The sequence below is a fragment of the Prevotella sp. P4-51 genome, from assembly GCF_002251455.1.
Taxonomy (GTDB): domain Bacteria; phylum Bacteroidota; class Bacteroidia; order Bacteroidales; family Bacteroidaceae; genus Prevotella.
Genome location: NZ_NPJM01000050.1, coordinates 1 through 20580, shown reverse-complemented (window position 1 = coordinate 20580; position 20580 = coordinate 1). Strand labels below are relative to the sequence as shown.

The following is a 20580-nucleotide window of genomic DNA, read 5'->3' as shown; positions in this document are numbered from 1 at the left end:
CGCTGGTGGTGGAGGTGATGGGAAGGGGGATGGGGATGGCTTCGGGGGGTATGCCTTAGGCCTCGCCGCTGGTGGGGGCAATGGGAGGTATCATGCGCTGGTCCTCAGCGGTGCCGAGGTCAATCCGCCCGAAAGTCTGCTCGTACTTTAGCACATTCTCTTGCAACGCCATGAGCAGGCGCTTGGCGTGCTCGGGCGCCATAATCATCCTGCTTGCCACCTCGGGCTTGGGCATGCCCGGCAATGCCTGCGCGAAGTCTATCACGAAGTCACTGTGTGAGTGGTTAATCAACACCAGGTTGGCATAGATGCCTCGAGCCACCTCGGGCTTAATGTCCAGTTGCAGCTGCATGGTCTGCTCGTTATTCTTTTGGTCCATAATTCTTCTATATATATAATAAGGTATAGCAACCAGCCTTCCGAGCTATCGGTTCGGGCTGTGCGCCCACAAAATTACGGCATAATCGTCAAACCACCAAGGTTTCGGCGGAAAAGATTAGAACTTCGGGCGTCACGCCATTGACCTGCACAGGTTTCGGAAGATGCTCCTTCGGGGTGAAAAGGACTTGGGGTGTGGCGGAGATGGACAGCAAGAACGCGGAGGTGGTTATATCATTTGTGGAGGTCATTATAATCTTCACAAAGGTCATCATAATTTTTGTGGAGGCCATTATAATTTTTGTGAAGGTCATCATAATTTTCGTGGAGGTACCCTCCAGCGGCGTGGAGATGGTCATAATTTTCGCAGAGATGGTCATAAATATTGTGGAGGTGAGCACGGCGTGAAGGGAGGGGTAAGAATAAAAAAACGGGAAAAACTATAAAAATTTTATCACTATTTGTAGGTATGTCAGAATTAAGTTGTAACTTTGCAACCAACATTAGTAGGTATTCTATCGTGCATAGAGAACAGCCTATGGTGCAGAGGAAACTGCCATAGCGCGCTGAGAACTGGCTGTAGCGCAGCGGAAAGGAGCTGTGGCGCATGGCGAACTGGCTGTGGCGCTGAGCAAACGAGCTGTGGTGCATGGAGAACCTGCTATGATGTATTGAGAACAAGATTATTAACAATATAAAATTAAAGATTATGGCATACGTAATTAGTGACGATTGTATCGCTTGCGGTACATGTATCGATGAGTGTCCTGTAGGCGCTATCTCTGAAGGCGAAAAGTATTCTATCAACCCCGACGCTTGTACAGAGTGCGGCACTTGCGCAAGTGTTTGCCCCAACGAGGCTATCAGCCTGGGCGAATAATCGCATAGAGACAACACAACGATTTAGAGCGACACTCTCCAGCAATGGGGCGTGTCGCTTTTTTGATTGCTACGATTATGGAATTCCTTCAACTTACCGAGAAGCGCTTCTCCGCAAGACGCTTCACTGACGAGGCTGTCGCCCAAGCCGACCTCGACTACATCATGGAGTGTGTGCGCATGGCTCCCTCTGCCTGCAACCGCCAGCCGTGGCACTTTGTCATCGTGGAGAGCGATGACGCCAAAGCCCGTCTGCGCCGATGCTACGACCGCGAATGGTTTGCCACTGCCCCACTCTACATCGTCTGTCTGAAGAACACGGAAGAAAATTGGGTGCGCGCCGAAGACAGCCACGCCCACGGCGACATAGACCTCGCCATAGCCACCGAGCATCTCTGCCTGGCTGCCGCCGAGCGCGGTCTGGGCACCTGCTGGGTATGCAACTTCAATGTGGCTCTCACCCGCGAGCTGTTTGCCCAAGCCCCGATGGAGCCTGTCGCCATCATCCCTATCGGCCACATTGCCGACGACTGTCAGCAGCCCGAGAAGAAGCGCAAGAGCATCGACGAAATCGTGAGCCGCGTCTAAGTTGCCGGCTGCGACCGAGCCGAGGACGACTGAGAACGCCACTGGGGCGACGATGATGCCGCTGATGCCACCGCCGGCACCTCTGCCCCAGCCCCCTCTCTCCCCACAAACGCACATCGCCCCGCCCACATATCTCTATATGGGCGGGGCGATGCCATTGACGGGTATCAGTGGATGCGTGGGCTATGCCACAGTCGAGTCTTTGTCGAGGACCTCGTACTTGGAGTGCTTGCTGATATACTCGGGCACGATGTGCTTCATCTTAGCCACCGTAGCCATGTCGTCGTAACCGGCAGCGATGTCGTTCAGCTCTTCGATCTCGCGCTCGGCGTCCTCATATTCATAGCTGCGCACCTGGGCGATACGTATCTTCTCGTGGAATGAAGGCAGCGTGTTCTCGTTCTCGCTGAGCACCTCTTCGTAGAGTTTCTCTCCGTCGCGCAGTCCGGTGAACTGTATCTCCACATTCTTGGCGCCGCTGAGCTGTATCATTCGGCGTGCCAGGTCGGCTATCCTCACGGGCTCGCCCATGTCGAAGACGAATATCTCGCCACCCTTGCCGTGGGTACCGGCTTCGAGCACCAGCTTGCAGGCTTCGGGGATGAGCATGAAGAAACGGATAATCTTGGGATGGGTCACCGTGAGCGGTCCGCCCTCTGCCAGCTGCTTGCGGAAGAGAGGGATGACAGAGCCGTTGGAACCGAGCACATTGCCGAAGCGCGTGGTGACAAACTGGGTGACACCCTCTATCTTGCCCTCCTTGATGGCCTTGTCGAGGCTCTGCACATAAATCTCGCAGATGCGCTTGGAACAGCCCATCACATTGGTGGGGTTGACCGCCTTGTCGGTGGAAATCATCACAAACTTCTTGACGCCGTACTTGACACTGAGGTCGGCTATCACCTTGGTACCCCACACATTGTTCTGCACACTCTCGCTGGGGTTGTCTTCCATCATGGGCACATGCTTGTAGGCTGCGGCGTGGAACACGTAGTCTGGGCGGAACTCACTGAAGATTGCCTCCATGCGGTCTTGCTTGCAGATGCTTGTCACCACGGTGTGCGCCAAGATGTCGGGATAGTCCTTTTTCATCATCAGACGGATGTCGTGCTGTGGCGTCTCTGCCTGGTCTATGAGCATCATCTCTGCGGGATGGTAGATAGCTATCTGTCGCACCATCTCGCTGCCTATCGAGCCAGCCGAACCGGTGATGAGCACCTTGCGGCCGCTGAGCAGCTTGCCCACACTGTCCATGTCGACCTTGATTTCTTCGCGTGGCAGCAAGTCCTCTATCTTCACCTCTCGCATCGACACCTTCATCTGTGTCTCGCCATCCTTGTCCCACTTCTCTGTGCTCTGGGCGACGTATATCTTAAGTCCTGCCTCGATGAAGAGGTCTTGCAGTTTGCGGTTCTTCAGGAAGAGGTCGTGCTTGAGCGGACTCACCATCACTGCCTCTATCTTGCGCTTGCGTATGATGGCAGCCAGGTCCTCTCGGGTCGAATAGATGTGTCGTCCCATGAGTCTTTCCTTGTAGTGGGGCTTGCTGTCGCCGATGTATCCGTCGATGACAAACTTGACGGGCTTGGTGTTCAGCGCCTCGTTGGTGATGGCTATGGCTCCGGCGTGGGTTCCGTAGATGAGGGTGCGGCGTGCGTGGTCGCCCACGAGAGCATTCTCAAACACCATCTTGATGATGATGCGCGAGATGCACAACACGGTGAGTATGCCGCCAAAGATGGCTATCAGCTTACGTCCGGTGAAGGCATAGAAGACATTCTCCCAACCGTAGTTGATGACTGCATAATTGAACGCAAGATAGACAAAGAACGCCAGAAGCGTGGAGTAGGCTATGCGCAACAAGTCTACAAACTGCGAAAAGCGCAGTATGCCCGAATAGGTACGAAAGACACGGAAGCCCACGACATTGGCGGCGCAGATAGCCAGCAATGAGGGGAACAGCAATGACCACTCGTTGAGGATATCCTGCGCACTATGGCGCAGCCAGATAACGAACAGAGCGCTGAAGAAGCACAGCACGACATCAAAAATCACAACAGCCCAGCGGGGTAAGGCTGACTTGCGAAAATACCAGTTGTAAATTTTGCCCAGCATGATGATTATTATAATTCTTCACATCGGTAATTCCCCTAAGGGAAATCTCTTTCATTCTCGTTTATGCGGAAAACGTCGTCCTTCATGGTCCGCCATTTCGGACGGATTACCCGCATCGGGTTAGTCTAAGTAAACAAACAGTGCAAAAGTAACAAAAATTATTAACAATGTAATCATAATTCTTTAATATTTTTACATTTTACCTCAAAAAAAAGCCAAACGGGGGGGGTAAAACACCCCTGCTGGCGCAAAAATCACTCCCAAATATATAAATATGCCGTTTGCCGTGTTACCAGATGACTGCTCTCAGTCTATGGTCTTTTACAAGGCATCTTTTGTTTGTTTTGTTATTCGCAATAGCTCGTTATTACTCATTAAAAGCCAAAAGTATTTGCATTTCCTGCTGTGAGTAACGCCTTCGGCTAAGCGCAACACTTACAGCGTTGCATTTCTTTTTTGTATGTATACCCAGGGTAGAGGCGCTGCGCACCTCAACCCTGGGCTGGGGAATCGCAACTCCTACAGAGTTGCCGGGGGTGCGTACCGTCTTCCTATATGAAGGGTCAAACATATTTGGCAGTAATTGGCTAACCATGATGGATGGTATGCACCCAAGGGTGGAATGATGTTTGCCCATGATGTGTTGTGCGCATACAATGATGGGGTAGCCCATGGTGGATGGTACGCAACCTTGGCAACTCTGAACCAACGGTCACCGGCGTGGCGCAGTGCGCCACGGAAAGGTAATGGAGTTGTGATTACATAGCCCTGGGTTGTGGGCGAAAGCACGCTACCCAGGGTAAGATACCCCCACTAATATAGCAACGCTGTAAGTGTCGCGTTTAGCCGCAGGCGTTACCCCGACAGGACTTTTGCCAGCAATAAGCCAAACTAAATCCACTCTAAAAGCAAAATCCAAGCAAGCCCTAATGGCCGTTTGGGGATAAAGGACATACCCCTGACCGCCGTAGCCACCCTACCCTGCCCGGGAGTCTACTCCCGTCTGTCTACCGTGAGCAGATCAGAGGCTGGCAGTAACCATCACCACCGTCCGAACACGCCCAAATCGCCCCGCCACACGAAAAAAAGCGGCGCAAAGCCAAGCGTAAGTCAAAAAATATTCCTACTTTTGCACCGAGGCGAGGCTCGCCGAGCCACCATGCGCCTTGCAATCAACTAAACGACATTACAAATATGAAGAAAACCCTTTTGGCTCTCGTCCTCCCCGTCGCGCTGGCGATAGCGGGCTGCCGGTCCCACTACGAGGTAAGCGAGATTACGCGCTCGCGCATCCTGATAGACAGCCGGTACGACACCCAAGACACCGAGGCGCACAAGTTTCTGGCGCCCTACACCCACAAAGTCGATTCGCTCATGAGTCCGGTGGTAGGCACCGTCGCCCGCGACCTGACCGTGCGCCGCCCCGAAGGCGCGCTTTCCAATCTACTGAGCGACATACTGATATGGGGCTCAGCCCGCTTCGGCGAGCATCCCGACTTTGCCGTATACAACATGGGCGGTATCCGCGCCTCGCTCGCCAAGGGCAAGGTGACCATCGGCGACGTGGTCGATGTGGCCCCCTTTGACAACAAGCTGTGCCTGCTCACCCTCACCGGCGCCCAGGTGACCCGCCTCTTCGAGCAGATAGCAGCAGTAGGCGGCGAGGGAGTGAGCCACGAGGTGGCACTGGTCATCAGCAGCGACCACAAGCTGGTTTCCGCCACCGTGGGAGGCAAGCCCATAGACCCCAATGCCTCTTACCGCATAGCCACCCTGGACTATCTGGCCCAGGGCAACGACAAGCTCGACGCCTTCAAGCAGAAGACGCAGCTGGTGTCGCCACAGACCGAAGAGAACAACGTGAGATATATCATCATGGACTACTTCCGCACCCATGGCACGGTCGACGCTGCCATTGAGGGGCGTATCAAGGTCCAGTAAACATAGGAGAAGACTTATGAAACGCATCATGATACTGGCTGCCGCCATCGTCGTATGTACCGCAGCCGCAGCCCGCAAGACGGTGACCATCACCATCATGCACACCAACGACACCCACAGCTGCATCCTGCCGCTCAACCCCAACCTCGCCGATACCGCCGTGGCAGGCCGTGGCGGCTTTCTGCGCCGCATCGAGATGCTGCGCCAGGAGCGGCTCAAGGACCCCGACCTGCTGGTCTTCGACAGCGGTGACTTCTCGCAGGGCTCACCCTACTACAGCCTCTTCAAGGGCGAAGTGGAGATAGAGCTGATGAACCGTATGGGCGTCAACGCCTCGACCATAGGCAACCACGAGTTTGACTTCGGCGTGGAGAATATGGCACGTCTCTTCGACATGGCCAAGTTCCCCGTGCTCTGCGCCAACTATCGCTTCACGGGCACACCGCTCGAGGGCAAGGTCGAACGCTATCGCGTGTTCCACGTCAAGGGTGTGCGCATCGGCGTGTTCGGCATCGACCCCAAACTCAAGGGTCTCGTGGACGACAAGAAGATAGGCGGCGTGGAATACCTCGACCCCATCGCCACCGCCAACGAGATGGCGCAGCTGCTGCGCACTCGCGAAGGCTGCGATGTAGTCATCTGCCTGTCGCATCTGGGTTGGCTCGAGCGCGGCATGAGCGACCAGGAGGTGATAAGCCACTCGCGCGGCATCGACCTGGTGCTGGGCGGCCATAGCCACACCTACTTCCAGACGCTACGCTATGTCAAGGACCTCGACGGCCGCCAGGTACCCGTAGACCAGAACGGCAAGCACGCCATCTATGTAGGCAAGATAGAACTGAAGGTGAAGCGCAAGTAATCACAGCGACCATCTACCACAAAGCCCTCGACGCTATCGGCGTCGAGGGCTTTGTCATTGATGATGGGGATGATTTACTTGAGGTGCTTCTTGAGCTGCTTGCCCAGCAGGGTGTAACCCTTCTCGTTGGGGTGCAGTCCGTCCTTCATGAAGCAGGTGGGGTCAATCTTGCCCGAACCGTCCTTGAGAGTCAGGCAGTCGGTGAGGTCTACGAGTTCGGTCTTGTCGTCTGCCACAAACTTCTGCTCGAGCAGCTGGTTGATGCGTGCCACCTTGACCTCACGGTTCTTGGCGGGATAGACCTTGAGCACGTGAATCTTGGCCTGGGGCTGGCGCTCACGGATGAGGGCTGTGAGGTCAACGATACCCTGTGCTATCTCCTCCTCGGTGTTGACATAGTAGTTGTTGATACCGATGAGCAGACAGATGTGCTTGGGTTTGCAGCCCTCGAGCTCTCCGTGGTAGATACGCCAGAATACGTTCTCTATACGGTCCCATCCGAAGCCCATATTGGTAACGCGGCGCTTGCCGAAGGTCTTGCCCCAGGCGGCTCCGCCATTGTTGACACCGTTGACGGGATTGCCGCCCCAGAAGTGGGTGATAGAGTTGCCGATAAGCAGTATCTCGGGGTCGGTAGTGTGGTTGAGCTCGACCACCTGGTTATGGCGCACGCGCCATTCATAGCATCCGTCGCGACGCTGTGTGACGGGAGGGAACACCTTGTTGGGTGCGTCCTCGGCGAGCATCTCGCGCAGCTTCTTGATATAGGCGTCGGCATAGACGCGGCAACCCAGGTCGTTGGGGTGAGAACCCTCTATCATATACTCTTCGCCAAAGGCGATGTCGGCCTTGTTCATATAGAAGAGGTTCTTGACTCCCTCTGCCTTGAGCTCATCGTAGGCTTTGTGGAGAGCGGCGTTGCCACGGTTGTACTTGGCGGCGACATTGGCGCGGAACACGCTGTCGGGCGTGGGGTGGCACTCGCAGAGCAGGATGGGGGCATCGCTCTTGGCGCGCAGCTTCATCACACCCTCCTTGGCACGCTTGATGATTTCGGGCTCCTTGAGGTTGAAGCTGTTGGGCATAGCATCAACGACGAAGGCACGGGCGTTGATCTCGCTGAGCATGTCGAAAACGGCAGGCTCCATGCGGGCTGAGCCCGAGAAGCCCAGATTGATGACGGGATATTCCATCTCGCGCTCCACGATATTGGTAATCGCCATACCGGGACGCGAGGGAGAGGCACCCTGGATGATGGACGAGCCGTAGATGACGATGGGGCGCTCGGGCGACTGGTGGATGAACTGGAAGCTGGCATTGGCGTCGACACCTACCTCGAGCCACTTCACGCCGTTGTAGTTGGGCAGATAGAGGGTATACTCCACGCCACGGCTCTTGTTCTTGAAGGTCAGGTTCTGCCATTCCATGCGGGCGGTGTCGGCCTTCATCTTCCAACTCATGTGGTTGGCTATCCAGTGGGTATCACCGTCGGGAGTCTTGCCGTAGAGGTCTACGCCCGACTTGTTGATACCGGTCATATTGAAGCCGTTGTAGTTGTTTGACGGACATCCGTAGCGCACGCGGATAGTCTTGGAGTTGGAGACGAAGCGCACGATGACGCCGGCGGTCTGGGCCTTCAGGCTCCACACGTTCTTGGGCAGCGTGGCAGCGAATCGCTCGGGCAGACGGTCATAACTCTTTCCCATTTCCTTGTTCCAGGCGCGTCCGCAGATGTAGGGCTCGTCACCGTCCATGGGGTTCATCCATTTCACTTGTTGTGCCGTGGCTTGGATGGTCATCATCCAGAGCAGCACGATCATCGAGATGTGTTTAATCTTCATTGGTTGTTTATTTTTAATAGTTAATGAGTTTCGTTTTAGGGTCTATTCAAAGTAGAATGTAAGCACTATCATCTTGGTGCGCGTCTCGCTGATGCTGCGTGCGAAAGGCTTCATCGCGTCGTCCTTGAGCTTGTCGGGATGGGAGGTGTCGAGGCTGTTGATAAGACTGAACATGAACTTCAGTTCGGGCCTCAACTTGAAGTAAGGCAGGTAGAAGTCGCAGCCCAAGCCCACCTCGGCAAAGGTGTCATAACGCTTCAGTCGCACGATGTCGTCATCTCTGCCGCTCAGATTAATCATGGGGTTGATACCCGCCATGATATAGGGACGGTGATTGTTGAAGCGCGGCGCGGCGAAGATGAGGTCGAGCGCCGAAGACACGTAGATAGACTTCAGGTCCTGATAGCGCACGATGCGGTTGCCACCAGCGTCGGTCTGGGTCTGATGATGGAAGGTGAGATGACGGTTGCCAAAGTAGAGGGCTGGGGCTACACGAAACTGGAAATTCTGACTCAGACGGAATTCGCCCAGTACACCCACGTTGAGACCAGCATCCCAGCGGTCCTGGTCGGCAGAGATGAGCACCTGCTGCTGGGTTCCGTCCTCGGCGGTGATGGTCTGCGGGCCTACGTTGACCATCTCCATATCCTGCATGTGGGTTCCCACGAGTATACCGAAATGGAATGGGCGCAGGTCGGTATAAGGGCGGTTCTCGACCTTGCGTTCCTGGGCATCGGCAGCCATCGTGGCTACTACCGCCATCAGGACAATAAGGATATATTTCTTCATCACGTGCATCACATTATATATATAATAAGGTGTTACGGCGCCCTTGGAGCTGCGCCCCACCACTATCTCTTGCAAATTTACGACAAAAATACTGAAACATACCCCAATTTCCGATAAAAATACATGACAGACAGTGAAAAGCACGCTCCGCATGACCATCATTGCACCGCCCGATGCCCTGACGAGTGAAAAAACTGAACAAGTTGCGCAACTTTTAGAACAGCATGTGAAAAAAATCGGCTACAACTCTTGCACAGTTTGCAATAACACATTATATTTGCAGCAGATAAATGGCACCGCCATTACCGACGGCGCCAATAGTATTAACTCAAAACACATAGATCATGAAAAAGATTTTATTTGTAGCAGTAATGTTACTGGCCTCAGCAGCCACATTCGCCCAGAACAGCGTAGGACAGTTCACATTTACCCCCAAGGTAGGTCTTAACATCGCAGACTTCCAGAAGTGCGAAGGCTCTGATGCCCGTTTCGGTCTTGTTGCCGGTGGTGAGTTTGAATATGGTCTTTCTGACATGGTAGGCTTGAGCTTCGGAGCTCTCTACTCGATGCAGGGTGCCAAGTACAAGGACGGCGGTGTTACCGAGACCTTGAAGGCCGACTACATCAACATCCCTCTGCTTGCCAACGTATATGTAGCTCCTGGTTTTGCTGTCAAACTCGGTCTTCAGCCCGGTTTCAATGTAAACAGTGAGTACAAGGCAGCCCGCGGCAGTTCATCTGTCACCACAAGCGTAGACGCCAAGACTGTAGACCTCTCTATTCCAATCGGCGTTTCTTACCAGTTTGACAATGTTGTCATCGACGGCCGTTACAACTGGGGCCTCACCAAGGTATATGAGAACAGCGACTACAAGAACAGCGTATTCCAGATTACCGTAGGTTACAAGTTCGCCCTCTAATCCAGTATAGAGTTTAACAACAATGGGGACTATCCGCCGCTTGGTTGGCGTATAGTCCCCATTTTCTGTATCAGCATTGGCGTTACTTTCTGCCTTTGCCTCGGTTGGCTCTCTGTTCACGGTATTTGGCTTTCTGCCTTGCCGAGCCCGAGCCGTGGGCACCGGTGATATACTTTTTCTTCTTGGCTTTGGTCTTCACTTTACCGTCTTGACCGCCATTGCCTTTGGGCGCGCTTCTGAACACAAGTCCGCCCTCGATGATATCGTCGATGTCTGCCATAGTCTGTGATGGATTAATGATGGAACAAGCGCACACCTGTAAACGCCATGGCTATGCCATACTTGTCGCAGGTGTCGATAACATTGTCGTCGCGTATGCTGCCTCCAGCCTGTGCGATATACTCTACGCCGCTCTTGTGGGCACGCTCGATGTTGTCGCCAAAGGGGAAGAAGGCATCGCTACCCAGTGTCACGCCCTTGTTCTGGGCGAGCCACTCACGACGCTCTTCTGCGGTGAGAGGCTCTGGCTTCTCGGTGAAGAACATCTCCCAAGTACCGTCGCGCAGCACATCTTCCCACTCGTCAGAGATATACACGTCGATGGTGTTGTCGCGGTCGGCGCGACGTATGCCTGGCTTGAAGGGGAGCGCCATTACCTTGGGGCACTGCCTCATCCACCATGTGTCGGCCTTGCTGCCTGCCAGACGGGTGCAGTGGATACGGCTCTGCTGTCCGGCGCCGATACCGATGGCCTGACCGTCCTTGACATAGCATACCGAGTTGCTCTGGGTATATTTCAGGGTGATGAGGGCGATGACCAGGTCACGGCGAGCCTCATCGGTGAAGGTCTTGTTCTGGGTAGGGATGTTCTCAAAGAGAGCGGGATCGTCGAGACGTATCTCGTTGCGTCCCTGCTCGAAGGTGATGCCAAACACCTGCTTGCGCTCGATGGGCGCGGGCTGGTAGTCGGGGTCTATCTGTATCACGTTGTAGGTACCCTTGCGCTTGTCGCGGAGCACGGCGAGAGCCTCGTCGGTATAACCCGGAGCTATCACACCGTCGCTTACCTCGCGCTTGATGAGCAGGGCAGTAGCCTTGTCACACACATCGCTCAGCGCCACAAAGTCGCCATACGAACACATACGGTCGGCACCGCGGGCACGAGCATAGGCACAAGCCAGGGGCGACAGCTCGAAGTCAACGTCATCGACAAAGTAGATGTGGCGCAGCGTGTCGGTCAGGGGCAGACCGATGGCAGCTCCTGCCGGACTCACGTGCTTGAACGACGCTGCGGCGGGCAGTCCTGTGGCAGCTTTGAGTTCGCGCACCAGCTGCCAGGAGTTGAGGGCGTCAAGGAAATTGATGTAGCCTGGGCGGCCGTTGATAACCTGGAGGGGCAATTCGCCTTCCTCCATAAAGATACGGGAAGGCTTCTGGTTCGGATTACATCCGTACTTAAGTGCAAGTTCTTTCATCTTGTGAGTATTATATACTTTCGGGTGCAAAATTACGAAAAAAAGATTACACCCCGTGGCTGACATACAGTATTTTTTCGTATTTTTGCACCCATATTGTTTATGAGCAATTATCAGATGTTATGAAACGGGAGTTAGAGACACTTCTCAAAGGATTGGAATCGGGCATCGTGCGCCATGTTGATGCCCGCCGGCTGTGGCAGCTGGTCACTCACGGCCGCCGCCCATCAGACAAGACACTCGACCGACTTGCGCTGCTTGCCGGCTTTCAGAACTGGAAAGACCTGCGCGAGGCTATGCGTGGCGAGAGCGACGCTGCCTTCGGTTTTGAAGAAGAAAAGGAGAAGCCTCGCTCGTCCCAGCCATAACGGGGGACGGGCGAGGCTTCCCGGTTTTATAGTCTATCCGCCTTGGACTTGCCGTAATTGGTTATATTATATCCCTGTCCTGGATAAGATTGACTCGATAGCCCACGGAGATGATGGCATCGAGGTTATAGAACAACGTGTTGCGCCGAACCACTCTCGCACCTTCTTGTTGAACTACCGAGATTTTCTCGGTAGTTGCCTCCTGGTTCAATTCATTCGTACCATACATGTTCTTCAGATGCAAACCGATGTTATCAGCGGAACAATCAAAATAGCAGCCAATTAACATAACTTGGTAACCAAACTACATATACACCTCAATCCCATTCACCTCAAAATATAGGAGCTGCGAAAAGAGTTTGACTTCCTCGAAGGTAAGCATCGAGGACTCCACATCATACTCATAGGCAGACTTGTCATCTTAGAAGGTAGTGACACCAAGCGAGGTGGCGATGAAGCGGTCGAGATTGAACTTACTCTTGGTGACACAAGTGAGGTTCGTCAACAGATATTGCATGAAGCGATGGAGTAAGCTACCTGATAACAGCATAGGAAAGATGCACAAAGTGCAGGAAAGGCGATGCGCCACGCCATAACTCCTTTGAAAATCGGGATTGGCTACCTTTCGTTATTGACTCCCACGCCTGAGAGATCGCAAAAGCTAAAGGTGCAGATGAAACGAAGCGTAACAGGAGGTGAAGACTGGGCTGCTGCCCACAAAGGAAAAGCCCTTGTCCTACGTTGCTTGGGCGCAAGACAAAGGCTTTACTGAAAGGCTGATTAGGAGAAGTTTCGCTTCATTGAAGTTTCATAGTCTTTGATGTCTTTACTTTTTACTAATGTCATCATCAGATTGCTTACGAAACCTTGAGCGATAAACCGAAATATTTGTGGTTACATCTTTTCCTCCTACTCGACCATATACTTTTATAGTGGCTTTTGCGATTAAGAAGCCCGACGGGAAATCTTCATCCTTCAACTTGGCAAAGTGAATGCGAAGTATCTTATTGTCAGTATTTTTCACAGAGACACCAACCTCTTCCTCGGTGGCAGAGATATCTTTCCCTTCATTGTTTCTTTCTATTCCAAAACTGCAATCTAATGAATAGTTAATATTGTCGCAGTTAGTGCATGTCAGCTCTAAATCACCATCAATATAAGTATACGAATAGATGAAGTATTTCGATACCTTAGGGTAAAAAGTTATACCTATTTCTTCGGGATAATAGCTGACACTTATATATTCAGGATTAGTATTTGAAGTAGCCTTAAACAAAAGGGGCGAGTCTTTCACTTCATCGCAACTGCTTAACATCACAACAGTAAGCAATGAAAATAGCATGATTAAAAGCTTGTTCATATCTATAATTTATTTTGGATTCATGTTCACAAAGGTACTGTTTTTTCTCATTCATGGAGCGATGTAGCAATTATTTTATTCCGTTTTATTGCTGTCCGCCAAAACTATAAAGAGTACAATTCTCCCGCCCTAAATCCTCTCCATAGAAGTATTTATAGTCTATCCACCTTGGGATAGACCCTCTTGCTACAAGTCTATCACATCACCGTCATCGGGTACCACTATCCCACCCTTATACTCCTGGGCAGCCTCGTCGGCATAGCGCTGGCGGCGGGTGTCGAGGTGGTCGTCTTCGGTGTGGTAGAGTATCAGATGCCGTGCTCCGAGCTCGTGAGCCACGCGTCCGGCATCGAGCGCCGTGCTGTGGCTCTTCTCATAGGGATAATAGCGGTCGCGGTCGGCATAGAGACAGAAGGCTTCGCTCATGAGCCAGTCGGCGCCTTCGGCGTAGCGACGGCAGAGCGGGTTGTAGGGTTCGTCGCCTAGACACACCACCACCGCGCCACCAGGCAGCGTGGCACGGAAGCCATACTGGGGTTCCTTCTTGGAGTGGATGTCGAAACTCTGCATCCCTATGTCGCCTACATTGAAGCCGGTACCGTCGCCCACTTCGTGCATGACCACACGCTCGCCCATCAGGCGGCGGTGCTTGGCCGAGAGCGTCTCGCCGCAAATCATGCTGATGACGCGCAGCACCTTAGCATGGCTGTACACATGAAACCGACCCTCATAGCCCGTAGCCGAGAGCACCATACGTATCACCCAGATGGTGCCCAGGATGTGGTCGGTGTGGGCGTGAGTGACATACATGTGATGCAGGTCCTTGATGGCTATCCCCGCCTGCTTGAGGCGCTGCAGTATACCGTTGCCGCCGCCGGCATCGACCAGCAGGGTGGTCGTGTCGGTCTGCAGGACAAAGCAGGTGTTGTAGCACCGGGTGACGGTGGCGTGGCCGGTGCCGAGTATGACGATTCTGTTCATCTATATATCTGTTTACTTATATATAACCATGTAGGTCGCTGTCTACCCTACTCCCTTGTCATTCTATGCTTTCGTCGGCGTCTTCCTCTTCAGCCTCTTCGACAGGGAGGGGCAGTCTTGCCTTGCGCTTCAGATTCTCCTTAGCACCCATTTTGATGAGTTTGCGGGCAGAGGTGGCTATGCTCTTGCCAGCAGGAGCGGTGACACCCTTAACCTCGTCAAAGGCATGGCGCGTCTTGACCAGCATGTCGTCGGCGGTCTGGAAGCGCTCATAGAAGAGCTGCACCCTATTGACCAGTTCGTTGGCAGTCTTCATGATTTCTTCCTGGTTCTCGGCCTGGCGCACCTGTCGCCAAGTCATCTCCAGCACGCGGAGCATCATATAGAGCGTCTGGCTGCCCGAGATGATTACGCCCTGGTCGTAGGCGCTCTTCCAGATGTCGGGCGCATTGGCGAGGGCGAGCTGCAGAGCACTCTCGCTGTAGATGTACATCATCACAAAGTCGAGTTTGGCCTTCCCCTTGCCGGTATATTCGTAGTAGCGTTTGGCGGCGAGTTCCTTGATGTGGTTGCGTACCGACGTGATGTGGCGCTCCAAGGCTTGGGCGCGCTCTTCGTCGGTCTCGGCGTTGTGGTAGTCCTCAAAGGCCTTGAGTGACATCTTGGCATCGATGATGACATCGCGGTTGCCGGGGAAGTGGAGGATGACATCGGGTATCATGCGGCATCCGCTGTCGTCGCCACGCAGACTCTTGCCCTGCTCATCGCGCATGGTCGTCTGCTCTTCAAACTGCACGCCCTCTTCCAGCCCCATATTCTCAAGGAGCGTACGCAGCTGGAGCTCGCCGAAATTGCCCTGCACCTTGTTTTCGCTCGTGAGCGCCTGTGCCAGCTTGTCGGCGCGCTCGCCCACCTCCTTGGCCTGACGCAGGTTCTCCTTGATGGTGGCGTCGAGCTTCACCATGCGGTCGGCCTGGTCGCGGTCGTTACGCTCCACCGCCTCACGCATCTGCTTGAGGTTTTCGTGCAGCGGGTTGAGGATGGCCGACAGCTGCTCACTGTTCTTGGAAGTGAGCTCTTCGCTCCGCTTCTTGAGTATGGTCTCCGAGGCGGTGTTGATCTGCTCTTTGATGAGCTCGGCCTGCTGTTCCATCTGCTTCGCCTGCTGCTGGCGCATCTCGTCGAGCTGACGGCGATAGTGCTCGTCGGTCTCAGTCTTCTGCTTCTCATAGAGGGCCTTGAGCTCGGCACTCTGGCGGGCAAACTCTTCACCCATCTTCTCTGCCTGAGCCTCGAGTTCACTGCGGTGTTCCTCTTTCTGCCGGTCTATGGCAGCCTGCAGCTGTTGGGCCTGCTTGCCGTAGGTCTCGGCTTGTGTGGCATAGCGTTCACGCTCGGTGATGGCCACGCTGTGCTGCTGCCTGAGTTCTTCGGTCTGGCGCTGCAGCTGCTCTGCCTGTGCCTTCAGGGTGTCGTTCTCGGTCTGCAGGAGCATGGTGCGTGCCGCCTGCCGGCTGTTGCCTATGCGCGCCAGCACCCACACCACGACGGCTGTCGCACACACGATGATAAGAGTTTCGATGATTCCCATAATACTTACTGTTATATGTGATACTGACAAGGCGAGCGCCAGTATGCTTGGCCTCGCCTTTTATGGCAGGTCTGCCGCCGTGATTGACGCCACGGCGGCAGACTGTGTAATCTTTCGGGTCCGCCAGGCTGGCAGCGGTGGCGCCAGTGGCAGACCGTTGTCGGTCTATGCTTCCAGCGGCAGCCTACTCATACACCTTGGCTTCGCGGCGGTGGTGCAGCACATCGAGGGCGTTGAACGCCAGTGCCTGCATCTCGTCTTCGCCGGGATAGCAGTGGATGGGGGCGAGGAAGCTGATGCGCTCGCGCAGACGGCTGACGAGATAGTCTGAGCGCACGAGTCCGCCGGTGAGCAGTATGGCGTCTATATTGCCACAGAGCACGGCGCCCTCGGAAGCGATATTCTTGGCCACCTGATAGATCATGGCGTCGACCACCAGTTCGGCGTGTTTGTCACCACGGGCTATGCGACTCTCGATTTCCTTCATGTCGTTGGTGCCCAGGTGGGCTATCAGTCCAGCCTGTCCGGCTATGCGCTTGAGCAGTTCCTTCTCGGTGAACTGGCCGCTGAAGCAGAGGCGTATCAGGTCGGCTGCAGGCAGCGAACCGGCACGCTCGGGCGAGAAGGGTCCCTCGCCGTCGAGGGCGTTGTTGGCGTCTATGGCACGGCCTTTCTCGTGGGCAGCGATAGAGATGCCGCCACCCATGTGGCAGATGATGAGGTTGAGGTCTTCATAGCGACGGCCGATCTCCTGGGCATAACGGCGGCCGATGGCGCGCTGGTTGAGGGCATGCCAGATGCAGATGCGGTGCATCAGGGGCGAACCGCAGATGCGGGCAAGGGGCGACAGCTCGTCTACCACGCCGGGGTCGGCGATGAAGGCACGGCAACCGGGTATCATGCGGGCTATCTCGTAAGCCATGATGCAGCCCAGGTCACAGGCGTGCTTGTGGATGGCTTGGCGTGTGTCGTCGAGCATCTTCTCATTGATTTCGTACACACCGCCCGAGACGGGCTTGGCGAGACCGCCACGGCCTATCACAGCCTCGAAGAGATAGTCGATGTCCATGCGCTTGAGTTCGTCGATGACGAGCTTGCGGCGGAAATCGTACTGGTCGGTGACTTCGTCAAACTGCGCCAGTTCCTCCACCGTGTGGCGAATGGTGCGCAGCATGATGGGGGTGGCGTCCTGATACACGGCTATCTTGGTAGAGGTCGAGCCGGGATTGATGACTAATATATGCATGGGGTCAGGCGTTTTTGAGTGATTGGAGGGCAGCCAGGGCCAGACTGTAGTACTTGCTGTCGGTATCGTCGCCGCGCGAAGGCATCACCACGGGCACATCGGGGCCCTGCAGCACAGCAGCTATGCGGGCAGAGGCAAGCAGGGTGATGGTCTTGTGAAACACGTTGGCTGCCTCGATGTCGGGGAACACCAGGGCGTCGGCATCGCCACCCACGGGAGAGTCGATGCCCTTGACGGCGAGGCTCTCAGGACACATCGAGGTCTTGAGGTCCAGCGGGCCGTCGATGATACAGGGGCCAAACTCGCCCTGACGGCCGCGCTCGATGATGTCGGCATAGCCGCCGGTATGGGGGAAGTGGCGCTCGTCGATATGCTCGGAACAGTGGATGAGCGAGATGCGCGGACAGTCGATGCCCATGCCGTGGCAGAGGGTGGCGAGATAGCGGGTCTGGCTGATGCGCTGTTCCTGGGTGGGATAAGGTATGACGGCGGCATCGCTGTATGCCACCAGTTTGTGATAGCCGGGCATCTCTGCCACAGCGGTATGGGTAAGCACCTCACCACGGCGCAGCAGACCCACCTCCTTGTTGAGGATGGCACGCAGCAGGATGTCCGAACTGATGAGCCCCTTCATCAGCACATCAGACTCGCCTCTATGGGCCATCGCCACAGCCTCGGCGGCAGCCTGGGCAGGGTCGGCATTGTCTACTACTATGGGTTCTATCCATCCCTCACCGGCGGCACGCTTCAGCGCCTCGGCCGAAGAGTTGTCGTTGGGACACACTGCTGCCACACGAACCTTACGGCCCAGTGAGCGCAGGCGTGAGATGAGTCCCTCAAAGCTGTTTGTGTCAGTCATTGTCATGTTTTAGTGGTTGGCGTAAGTTACATTTGCATTTGCGCCTCAAAATTACGTAAAAAACTCAATGCCAACAAATGTTTTCCGATAAAAAACCATACCGGCACACAATTATTAACAAGGTATGGCAACGTGGGGAGTGTTGCGAATGGCCGCAGGCGTTATACTCAATCTTATAATTTCCACCAACCCATTTCTGGCAATTATCCTGCTGCAAGTAACGCCTTCGGCTAAGCGCAACTCTTACAGAGTAGCAATATTAGTGGGTGCATTACCCAGGGTAGCGGGCTGTGCCCGCAACCCTGGGCTATGAAATCGCAACTCTGTCAGAGTTGCCGGGGGTGCGTACCAGCCAACTGCGGCCCCATCCCACGCCCACGACATCAACGTAATTTATACCAATGACAAGTCCATATCCAACCCACTGGCTACCCATCAGCAGCGGCAACTCTAAACCGAAGGTCACCAGCGTGGCGATGTGCGTCGCGGAAAGGTAATAGGGTCGCCGAGATGCGTACCATCCACTATGTAAAACTCGAGATACGACCCATTTGACAGGCCGTCAGCAGCAGCAACTCTGTAGGAGTTGCGGTTCCCCAGCCCAGGGTAGAGGTCTCATCTGTGGTAAAAGTTGAATTATGTATGATGTAAAATTTGAATACGAGCAAGAGGCCTAACCACAACAGGTCGGTTGCAGGCACAGGCAAACAAGAGACTACGGCTGCCGTATGCACTCCAGCGGGAAGCGCACAAAGCAGATTGGTCATGATGTAGTCTGTAATAATCGAGGTGTCTATAGTCGGGGGTGCGTCAGACACAAGCAGAGGGGCATACAGCACGCAGCCAATGCCTACAGGCCGCACAAGAAGCACGGGAAGAAACGATCGGGAGTGAAACTGATTGTATCTTAACGAGGTGCAAAGTGAACTATATTCCTGAAAACAGCGTAAAGGATTGATATATTTAACATTGTTAAAATCGCAGAAAAGCCCACGGTGTCCGCGACGCTGACGGCAGAAAACCGAAAGGCAAAAGCGACTGCCCGCGGGGAGCCGCTTTTGCCTTTCTGTCCTTGTGGATGTCTACCTCAAAAGGGTGCCTGCCCCGAAGGCAAGCCCCCCTGACCATGCAGCCCAATCGCTATCGGGCGGCACTGGCGGCACTATGACATCATCTTAATCGGCGTATAGCCTGGCGGGTGACCTGGGTCATAATGAGCATCATCTTTTCGGGGTCGCGCAGATTGGCGTCGGCGACCACACGGTGGATATCTATCTGCTTGTCGGCATCGAGCAGCACATCGACGAGCAACGCGCGACAGGCGGGGGTGAAGTCGAGGCTGACGAGGGCTGCTTCGACACTGTCGCGGCTATGGGTGAGCACAGCGGCATTGAGCTTCTCACTGGAGTCGGGCGAGGACGGGCATGGCGGCATGGGATGCTGGCGCATGAAGCGCTGGGCAAGGCTCTCGACACCGGCTATAGCCTGCTGGTAGGCGGTAGCGTCGTGGATGGGGCTGGACGAAGCGATGCTGTCGAGCACCGACTGAAGGCTGGAGACGAACGTCTGCCAATCGTCGATGGTGACGGGCTGTGAGGGGATGGCTGCGGGAGACGCGACGGGACGCGACTTGGGGTTGGGGCCATAGACGCGCGAGAAGCGGGCACGTATCTCACCCTGATAGGGGAACGACCACTCCAGGCAGTAGGCTGTGCGATAGCCCGGGCGCGTGGCGTCGACAAAGAGCGCGGCGATATGGTTGATATAATTGCGGCCTATGGTGACAGCGTTGCCGGGGGTGTAGGTGAGACGGCGCTGGTGCTTGTGGTCGTTGGCAGAAAAGACTTTGTAAGCCGTCGCGGAGGATGCGAGGAAAGCCTCTCTCAAGGTGTCAATAAGCGCGCGGTTGCGCTCGCGGACCACAAACTCGTAGACCTCGGCAGAACCCTCGACCTGCATGGTGGCAGGGTCGCGCACGATGTTGGGATAGACTTCCATCTTGACCGCCTTACGCAGGTGGGCAAATGACTTCTCGATGGGCTGCTGCGCATGGGCTGGCGCAACGAAGAAGAGCGCGAGGCTCATCACAAGGGCATGAATAGGTTTCATAACTGTTAAGATATTAATGGGTTAGACATTCTCGGCAAGCAGGTCGTCGACCGTCTCGGCCCCTTCTTCCAGGGCGGCGCAAATGTCGAGCGAGTTGAGCTCGCCGGCGACGATAAGGGCGGTGATGGTCTGCAACTGGGCGTTGGCGTGCTGCTGCGCCATATCGTCCATCAGATTGGCGGTGGCGACCACCGTCTCTGCCATAAGCTGGCGATAGAGCGTGTCGACAGGTTGGGCTGGGACGACGCAGGCAGGGGCAGACTTGCGGACGGCTGGGGCGG

The 20580-nt window shown here is 54.9% G+C and carries 21 protein-coding genes and 1 pseudogene; 7 read left to right on the top strand and 15 right to left on the bottom strand.

All coding sequences use genetic code 11. From position 1 onward, the window contains the following. Positions 1-55: 55 nt before the first annotated feature. Entirely contained in the window at positions 56-379 is a 324-nt protein-coding gene (locus CIK94_RS07595; protein ID WP_094422369.1) for a DUF3467 domain-containing protein, read from the bottom strand. Positions 380-519: 140 nt separating this feature from the next. Between CIK94_RS07595 and CIK94_RS07590 the strand changes: the two genes are divergently transcribed. From CIK94_RS07590 to CIK94_RS07580, 3 genes are all read left to right on the top strand, one after another. Next, positions 520-786 (top strand): hypothetical protein, encoded by a 267-nt coding sequence (locus CIK94_RS07590; RefSeq protein ID WP_144008222.1) that lies wholly within the window; start codon positions 520-522, stop codon positions 784-786. Positions 787-1087: 301 nt separating this feature from the next. After that, positions 1088-1258: a 4Fe-4S binding protein gene (locus CIK94_RS07585; RefSeq protein WP_022311332.1), complete on the top strand. Its 171-nt coding sequence runs from the start codon at positions 1088-1090 to the stop codon at positions 1256-1258. A 77-nt stretch (positions 1259-1335) separates the two neighbouring features. Then, on the top strand, positions 1336-1845 hold the full coding sequence (locus CIK94_RS07580; RefSeq protein ID WP_094422367.1) for a nitroreductase family protein: 510 nt from the start codon (positions 1336-1338) through the stop codon (positions 1843-1845). A 183-nt stretch (positions 1846-2028) separates the two neighbouring features. Here the strand turns inward: CIK94_RS07580 and CIK94_RS07575 are convergent, their stop codons facing one another. Continuing rightward, positions 2029-3900, bottom strand: a complete 1872-nt coding sequence (locus CIK94_RS07575) for a nucleoside-diphosphate sugar epimerase/dehydratase (RefSeq protein WP_254046168.1) — start codon at positions 3898-3900, stop codon at positions 2029-2031. Continuing rightward, positions 3890-4015: a hypothetical protein gene (locus CIK94_RS14865; RefSeq protein WP_256387336.1), complete on the bottom strand. Its 126-nt coding sequence runs from the start codon at positions 4013-4015 to the stop codon at positions 3890-3892. Before CIK94_RS14865 ends, CIK94_RS07575 begins: the two co-directional genes overlap by 11 nt. Positions 4016-5154: 1139 nt before the next feature. On the opposite strand from CIK94_RS14865, the gene CIK94_RS07570 reads away from it, so the two are divergent. Together CIK94_RS07570 and CIK94_RS07565 are read left to right on the top strand one after the other, a co-directional pair. After that, positions 5155-5901, top strand: a complete 747-nt coding sequence (locus CIK94_RS07570; RefSeq protein ID WP_022311329.1) for a 5'-nucleotidase C-terminal domain-containing protein — start codon at positions 5155-5157, stop codon at positions 5899-5901. A 16-nt stretch (positions 5902-5917) separates the two neighbouring features. Beyond that, positions 5918-6760: a bifunctional UDP-sugar hydrolase/5'-nucleotidase gene (locus CIK94_RS07565; protein ID WP_022311328.1), complete on the top strand. Its 843-nt coding sequence runs from the start codon at positions 5918-5920 to the stop codon at positions 6758-6760. Positions 6761-6834: 74 nt separating this feature from the next. On the opposite strand, the gene CIK94_RS07560 is transcribed toward CIK94_RS07565, so the two are convergent. Together CIK94_RS07560 and CIK94_RS07555 are read right to left on the bottom strand one after the other, a co-directional pair. Beyond that, the gene (locus CIK94_RS07560; protein WP_094422363.1) at positions 6835-8601 is read right to left on the bottom strand and encodes an SGNH/GDSL hydrolase family protein; all 1767 of its coding nucleotides are present in this window, start codon (positions 8599-8601) and stop codon (positions 6835-6837) included. Between the two features lie 42 nt (positions 8602-8643). Further along, positions 8644-9390 (bottom strand): porin family protein, encoded by a 747-nt coding sequence (locus CIK94_RS07555; RefSeq protein WP_022311326.1) that lies wholly within the window; start codon positions 9388-9390, stop codon positions 8644-8646. 344 nt (positions 9391-9734) lie between these two features. Between CIK94_RS07555 and CIK94_RS07550 the strand changes: the two genes are divergently transcribed. Beyond that, positions 9735-10310 carry a porin family protein gene (locus tag CIK94_RS07550; RefSeq protein ID WP_094422361.1) on the top strand — a complete coding sequence of 192 codons (576 nt, stop codon included), beginning with the start codon at positions 9735-9737 and terminating at the stop codon, positions 10308-10310. 82 nt (positions 10311-10392) lie between these two features. On the opposite strand, the gene CIK94_RS07545 is transcribed toward CIK94_RS07550, so the two are convergent. Both CIK94_RS07545 and CIK94_RS07540 read right to left on the bottom strand, forming a co-directional pair. Beyond that, positions 10393-10590 (bottom strand): hypothetical protein, encoded by a 198-nt coding sequence (locus CIK94_RS07545; protein ID WP_022311324.1) that lies wholly within the window; start codon positions 10588-10590, stop codon positions 10393-10395. A gap of 13 nt (positions 10591-10603) precedes the next feature. Then, positions 10604-11851, bottom strand: a complete 1248-nt coding sequence (locus CIK94_RS07540; RefSeq protein ID WP_094422359.1) for a phosphoribosylaminoimidazolecarboxamide formyltransferase — start codon at positions 11849-11851, stop codon at positions 10604-10606. 56 nt (positions 11852-11907) lie between these two features. Here CIK94_RS07540 and CIK94_RS07535 point away from each other — a divergent pair, with 56 nt between their 5' ends. Continuing rightward, on the top strand, positions 11908-12153 hold the full coding sequence (locus CIK94_RS07535) for a hypothetical protein (RefSeq protein ID WP_094422357.1): 246 nt from the start codon (positions 11908-11910) through the stop codon (positions 12151-12153). A 79-nt stretch (positions 12154-12232) separates the two neighbouring features. Here CIK94_RS07535 and rhuM read toward each other — a convergent pair. From rhuM to CIK94_RS14395, 8 genes and pseudogenes are all read right to left on the bottom strand, one after another. Then, positions 12233-12424, bottom strand: a pseudogene (gene rhuM / locus CIK94_RS07530) (RhuM family protein); the annotation flags it as partial. Positions 12425-12979: 555 nt separating this feature from the next. Continuing rightward, on the bottom strand, positions 12980-13513 hold the full coding sequence (locus CIK94_RS07525; RefSeq protein ID WP_094388974.1) for a hypothetical protein: 534 nt from the start codon (positions 13511-13513) through the stop codon (positions 12980-12982). 186 nt (positions 13514-13699) lie between these two features. Further along, positions 13700-14494, bottom strand: coding sequence for an MBL fold metallo-hydrolase (locus CIK94_RS07520; protein WP_094388973.1), 795 nt, complete (start codon positions 14492-14494; stop codon positions 13700-13702). A gap of 58 nt (positions 14495-14552) precedes the next feature. Then, positions 14553-16085, bottom strand: a complete 1533-nt coding sequence (rmuC, locus tag CIK94_RS07515) for a DNA recombination protein RmuC (protein WP_254046166.1) — start codon at positions 16083-16085, stop codon at positions 14553-14555. Between the two features lie 184 nt (positions 16086-16269). Beyond that, a complete protein-coding gene (gene buk / locus CIK94_RS07510; RefSeq protein WP_094387442.1) occupies positions 16270-17331 on the bottom strand; it encodes a butyrate kinase in 1062 nt (353 codons plus the stop codon). 4 nt (positions 17332-17335) lie between these two features. Continuing rightward, positions 17336-18190, bottom strand: coding sequence for a phosphate acyltransferase (locus tag CIK94_RS07505; RefSeq protein ID WP_094422355.1), 855 nt, complete (start codon positions 18188-18190; stop codon positions 17336-17338). A 1170-nt stretch (positions 18191-19360) separates the two neighbouring features. After that, positions 19361-20299 (bottom strand): hypothetical protein, encoded by a 939-nt coding sequence (locus CIK94_RS07500; RefSeq protein WP_144008176.1) that lies wholly within the window; start codon positions 20297-20299, stop codon positions 19361-19363. Between the two features lie 21 nt (positions 20300-20320). Further along, on the bottom strand, positions 20321-20580 hold a 260-nt coding region (locus CIK94_RS14395; RefSeq protein ID WP_158216536.1), incomplete at its 5' end, for a hypothetical protein.

What these genes read in the sequence shown, in the direction of transcription:
- CIK94_RS07595 (WP_094422369.1), bottom strand. Translation starts at nt 379, where the DNA reads ATGGACCAAAAGAATAACGAGCAGACCATGCAGCTGCAACTGGACATT.
- CIK94_RS07585 (WP_022311332.1), top strand. Translation starts at nt 1,088, where the DNA reads ATGGCATACGTAATTAGTGACGATTGTATCGCTTGCGGTACATGTATC.
- CIK94_RS07580 (WP_094422367.1), top strand. Translation starts at nt 1,336, where the DNA reads ATGGAATTCCTTCAACTTACCGAGAAGCGCTTCTCCGCAAGACGCTTC.
- CIK94_RS14865 (WP_256387336.1), bottom strand. Translation starts at nt 4,015, where the DNA reads ATGAAAGAGATTTCCCTTAGGGGAATTACCGATGTGAAGAATTATAAT.
- CIK94_RS07570 (WP_022311329.1), top strand. Translation starts at nt 5,155, where the DNA reads ATGAAGAAAACCCTTTTGGCTCTCGTCCTCCCCGTCGCGCTGGCGATA.
- CIK94_RS07565 (WP_022311328.1), top strand. Translation starts at nt 5,918, where the DNA reads ATGAAACGCATCATGATACTGGCTGCCGCCATCGTCGTATGTACCGCA.
- CIK94_RS07560 (WP_094422363.1), bottom strand. Translation starts at nt 8,601, where the DNA reads ATGAAGATTAAACACATCTCGATGATCGTGCTGCTCTGGATGATGACC.
- CIK94_RS07555 (WP_022311326.1), bottom strand. Translation starts at nt 9,390, where the DNA reads ATGAAGAAATATATCCTTATTGTCCTGATGGCGGTAGTAGCCACGATG.
- CIK94_RS07550 (WP_094422361.1), top strand. Translation starts at nt 9,735, where the DNA reads ATGAAAAAGATTTTATTTGTAGCAGTAATGTTACTGGCCTCAGCAGCC.
- CIK94_RS07545 (WP_022311324.1), bottom strand. Translation starts at nt 10,590, where the DNA reads ATGGCAGACATCGACGATATCATCGAGGGCGGACTTGTGTTCAGAAGC.
- CIK94_RS07540 (WP_094422359.1), bottom strand. Translation starts at nt 11,851, where the DNA reads ATGTCAGCCACGGGGTGTAATCTTTTTTTCGTAATTTTGCACCCGAAA.
- CIK94_RS07535 (WP_094422357.1), top strand. Translation starts at nt 11,908, where the DNA reads ATGAAACGGGAGTTAGAGACACTTCTCAAAGGATTGGAATCGGGCATC.
- CIK94_RS07525 (WP_094388974.1), bottom strand. Translation starts at nt 13,513, where the DNA reads ATGAACAAGCTTTTAATCATGCTATTTTCATTGCTTACTGTTGTGATG.
- CIK94_RS07520 (WP_094388973.1), bottom strand. Translation starts at nt 14,494, where the DNA reads ATGAACAGAATCGTCATACTCGGCACCGGCCACGCCACCGTCACCCGG.
- rmuC (WP_254046166.1), bottom strand. Translation starts at nt 16,085, where the DNA reads ATGGGAATCATCGAAACTCTTATCATCGTGTGTGCGACAGCCGTCGTG.
- buk (WP_094387442.1), bottom strand. Translation starts at nt 17,331, where the DNA reads ATGCATATATTAGTCATCAATCCCGGCTCGACCTCTACCAAGATAGCC.
- CIK94_RS07505 (WP_094422355.1), bottom strand. Translation starts at nt 18,190, where the DNA reads ATGACTGACACAAACAGCTTTGAGGGACTCATCTCACGCCTGCGCTCA.
- CIK94_RS07500 (WP_144008176.1), bottom strand. Translation starts at nt 20,299, where the DNA reads ATGAAACCTATTCATGCCCTTGTGATGAGCCTCGCGCTCTTCTTCGTT.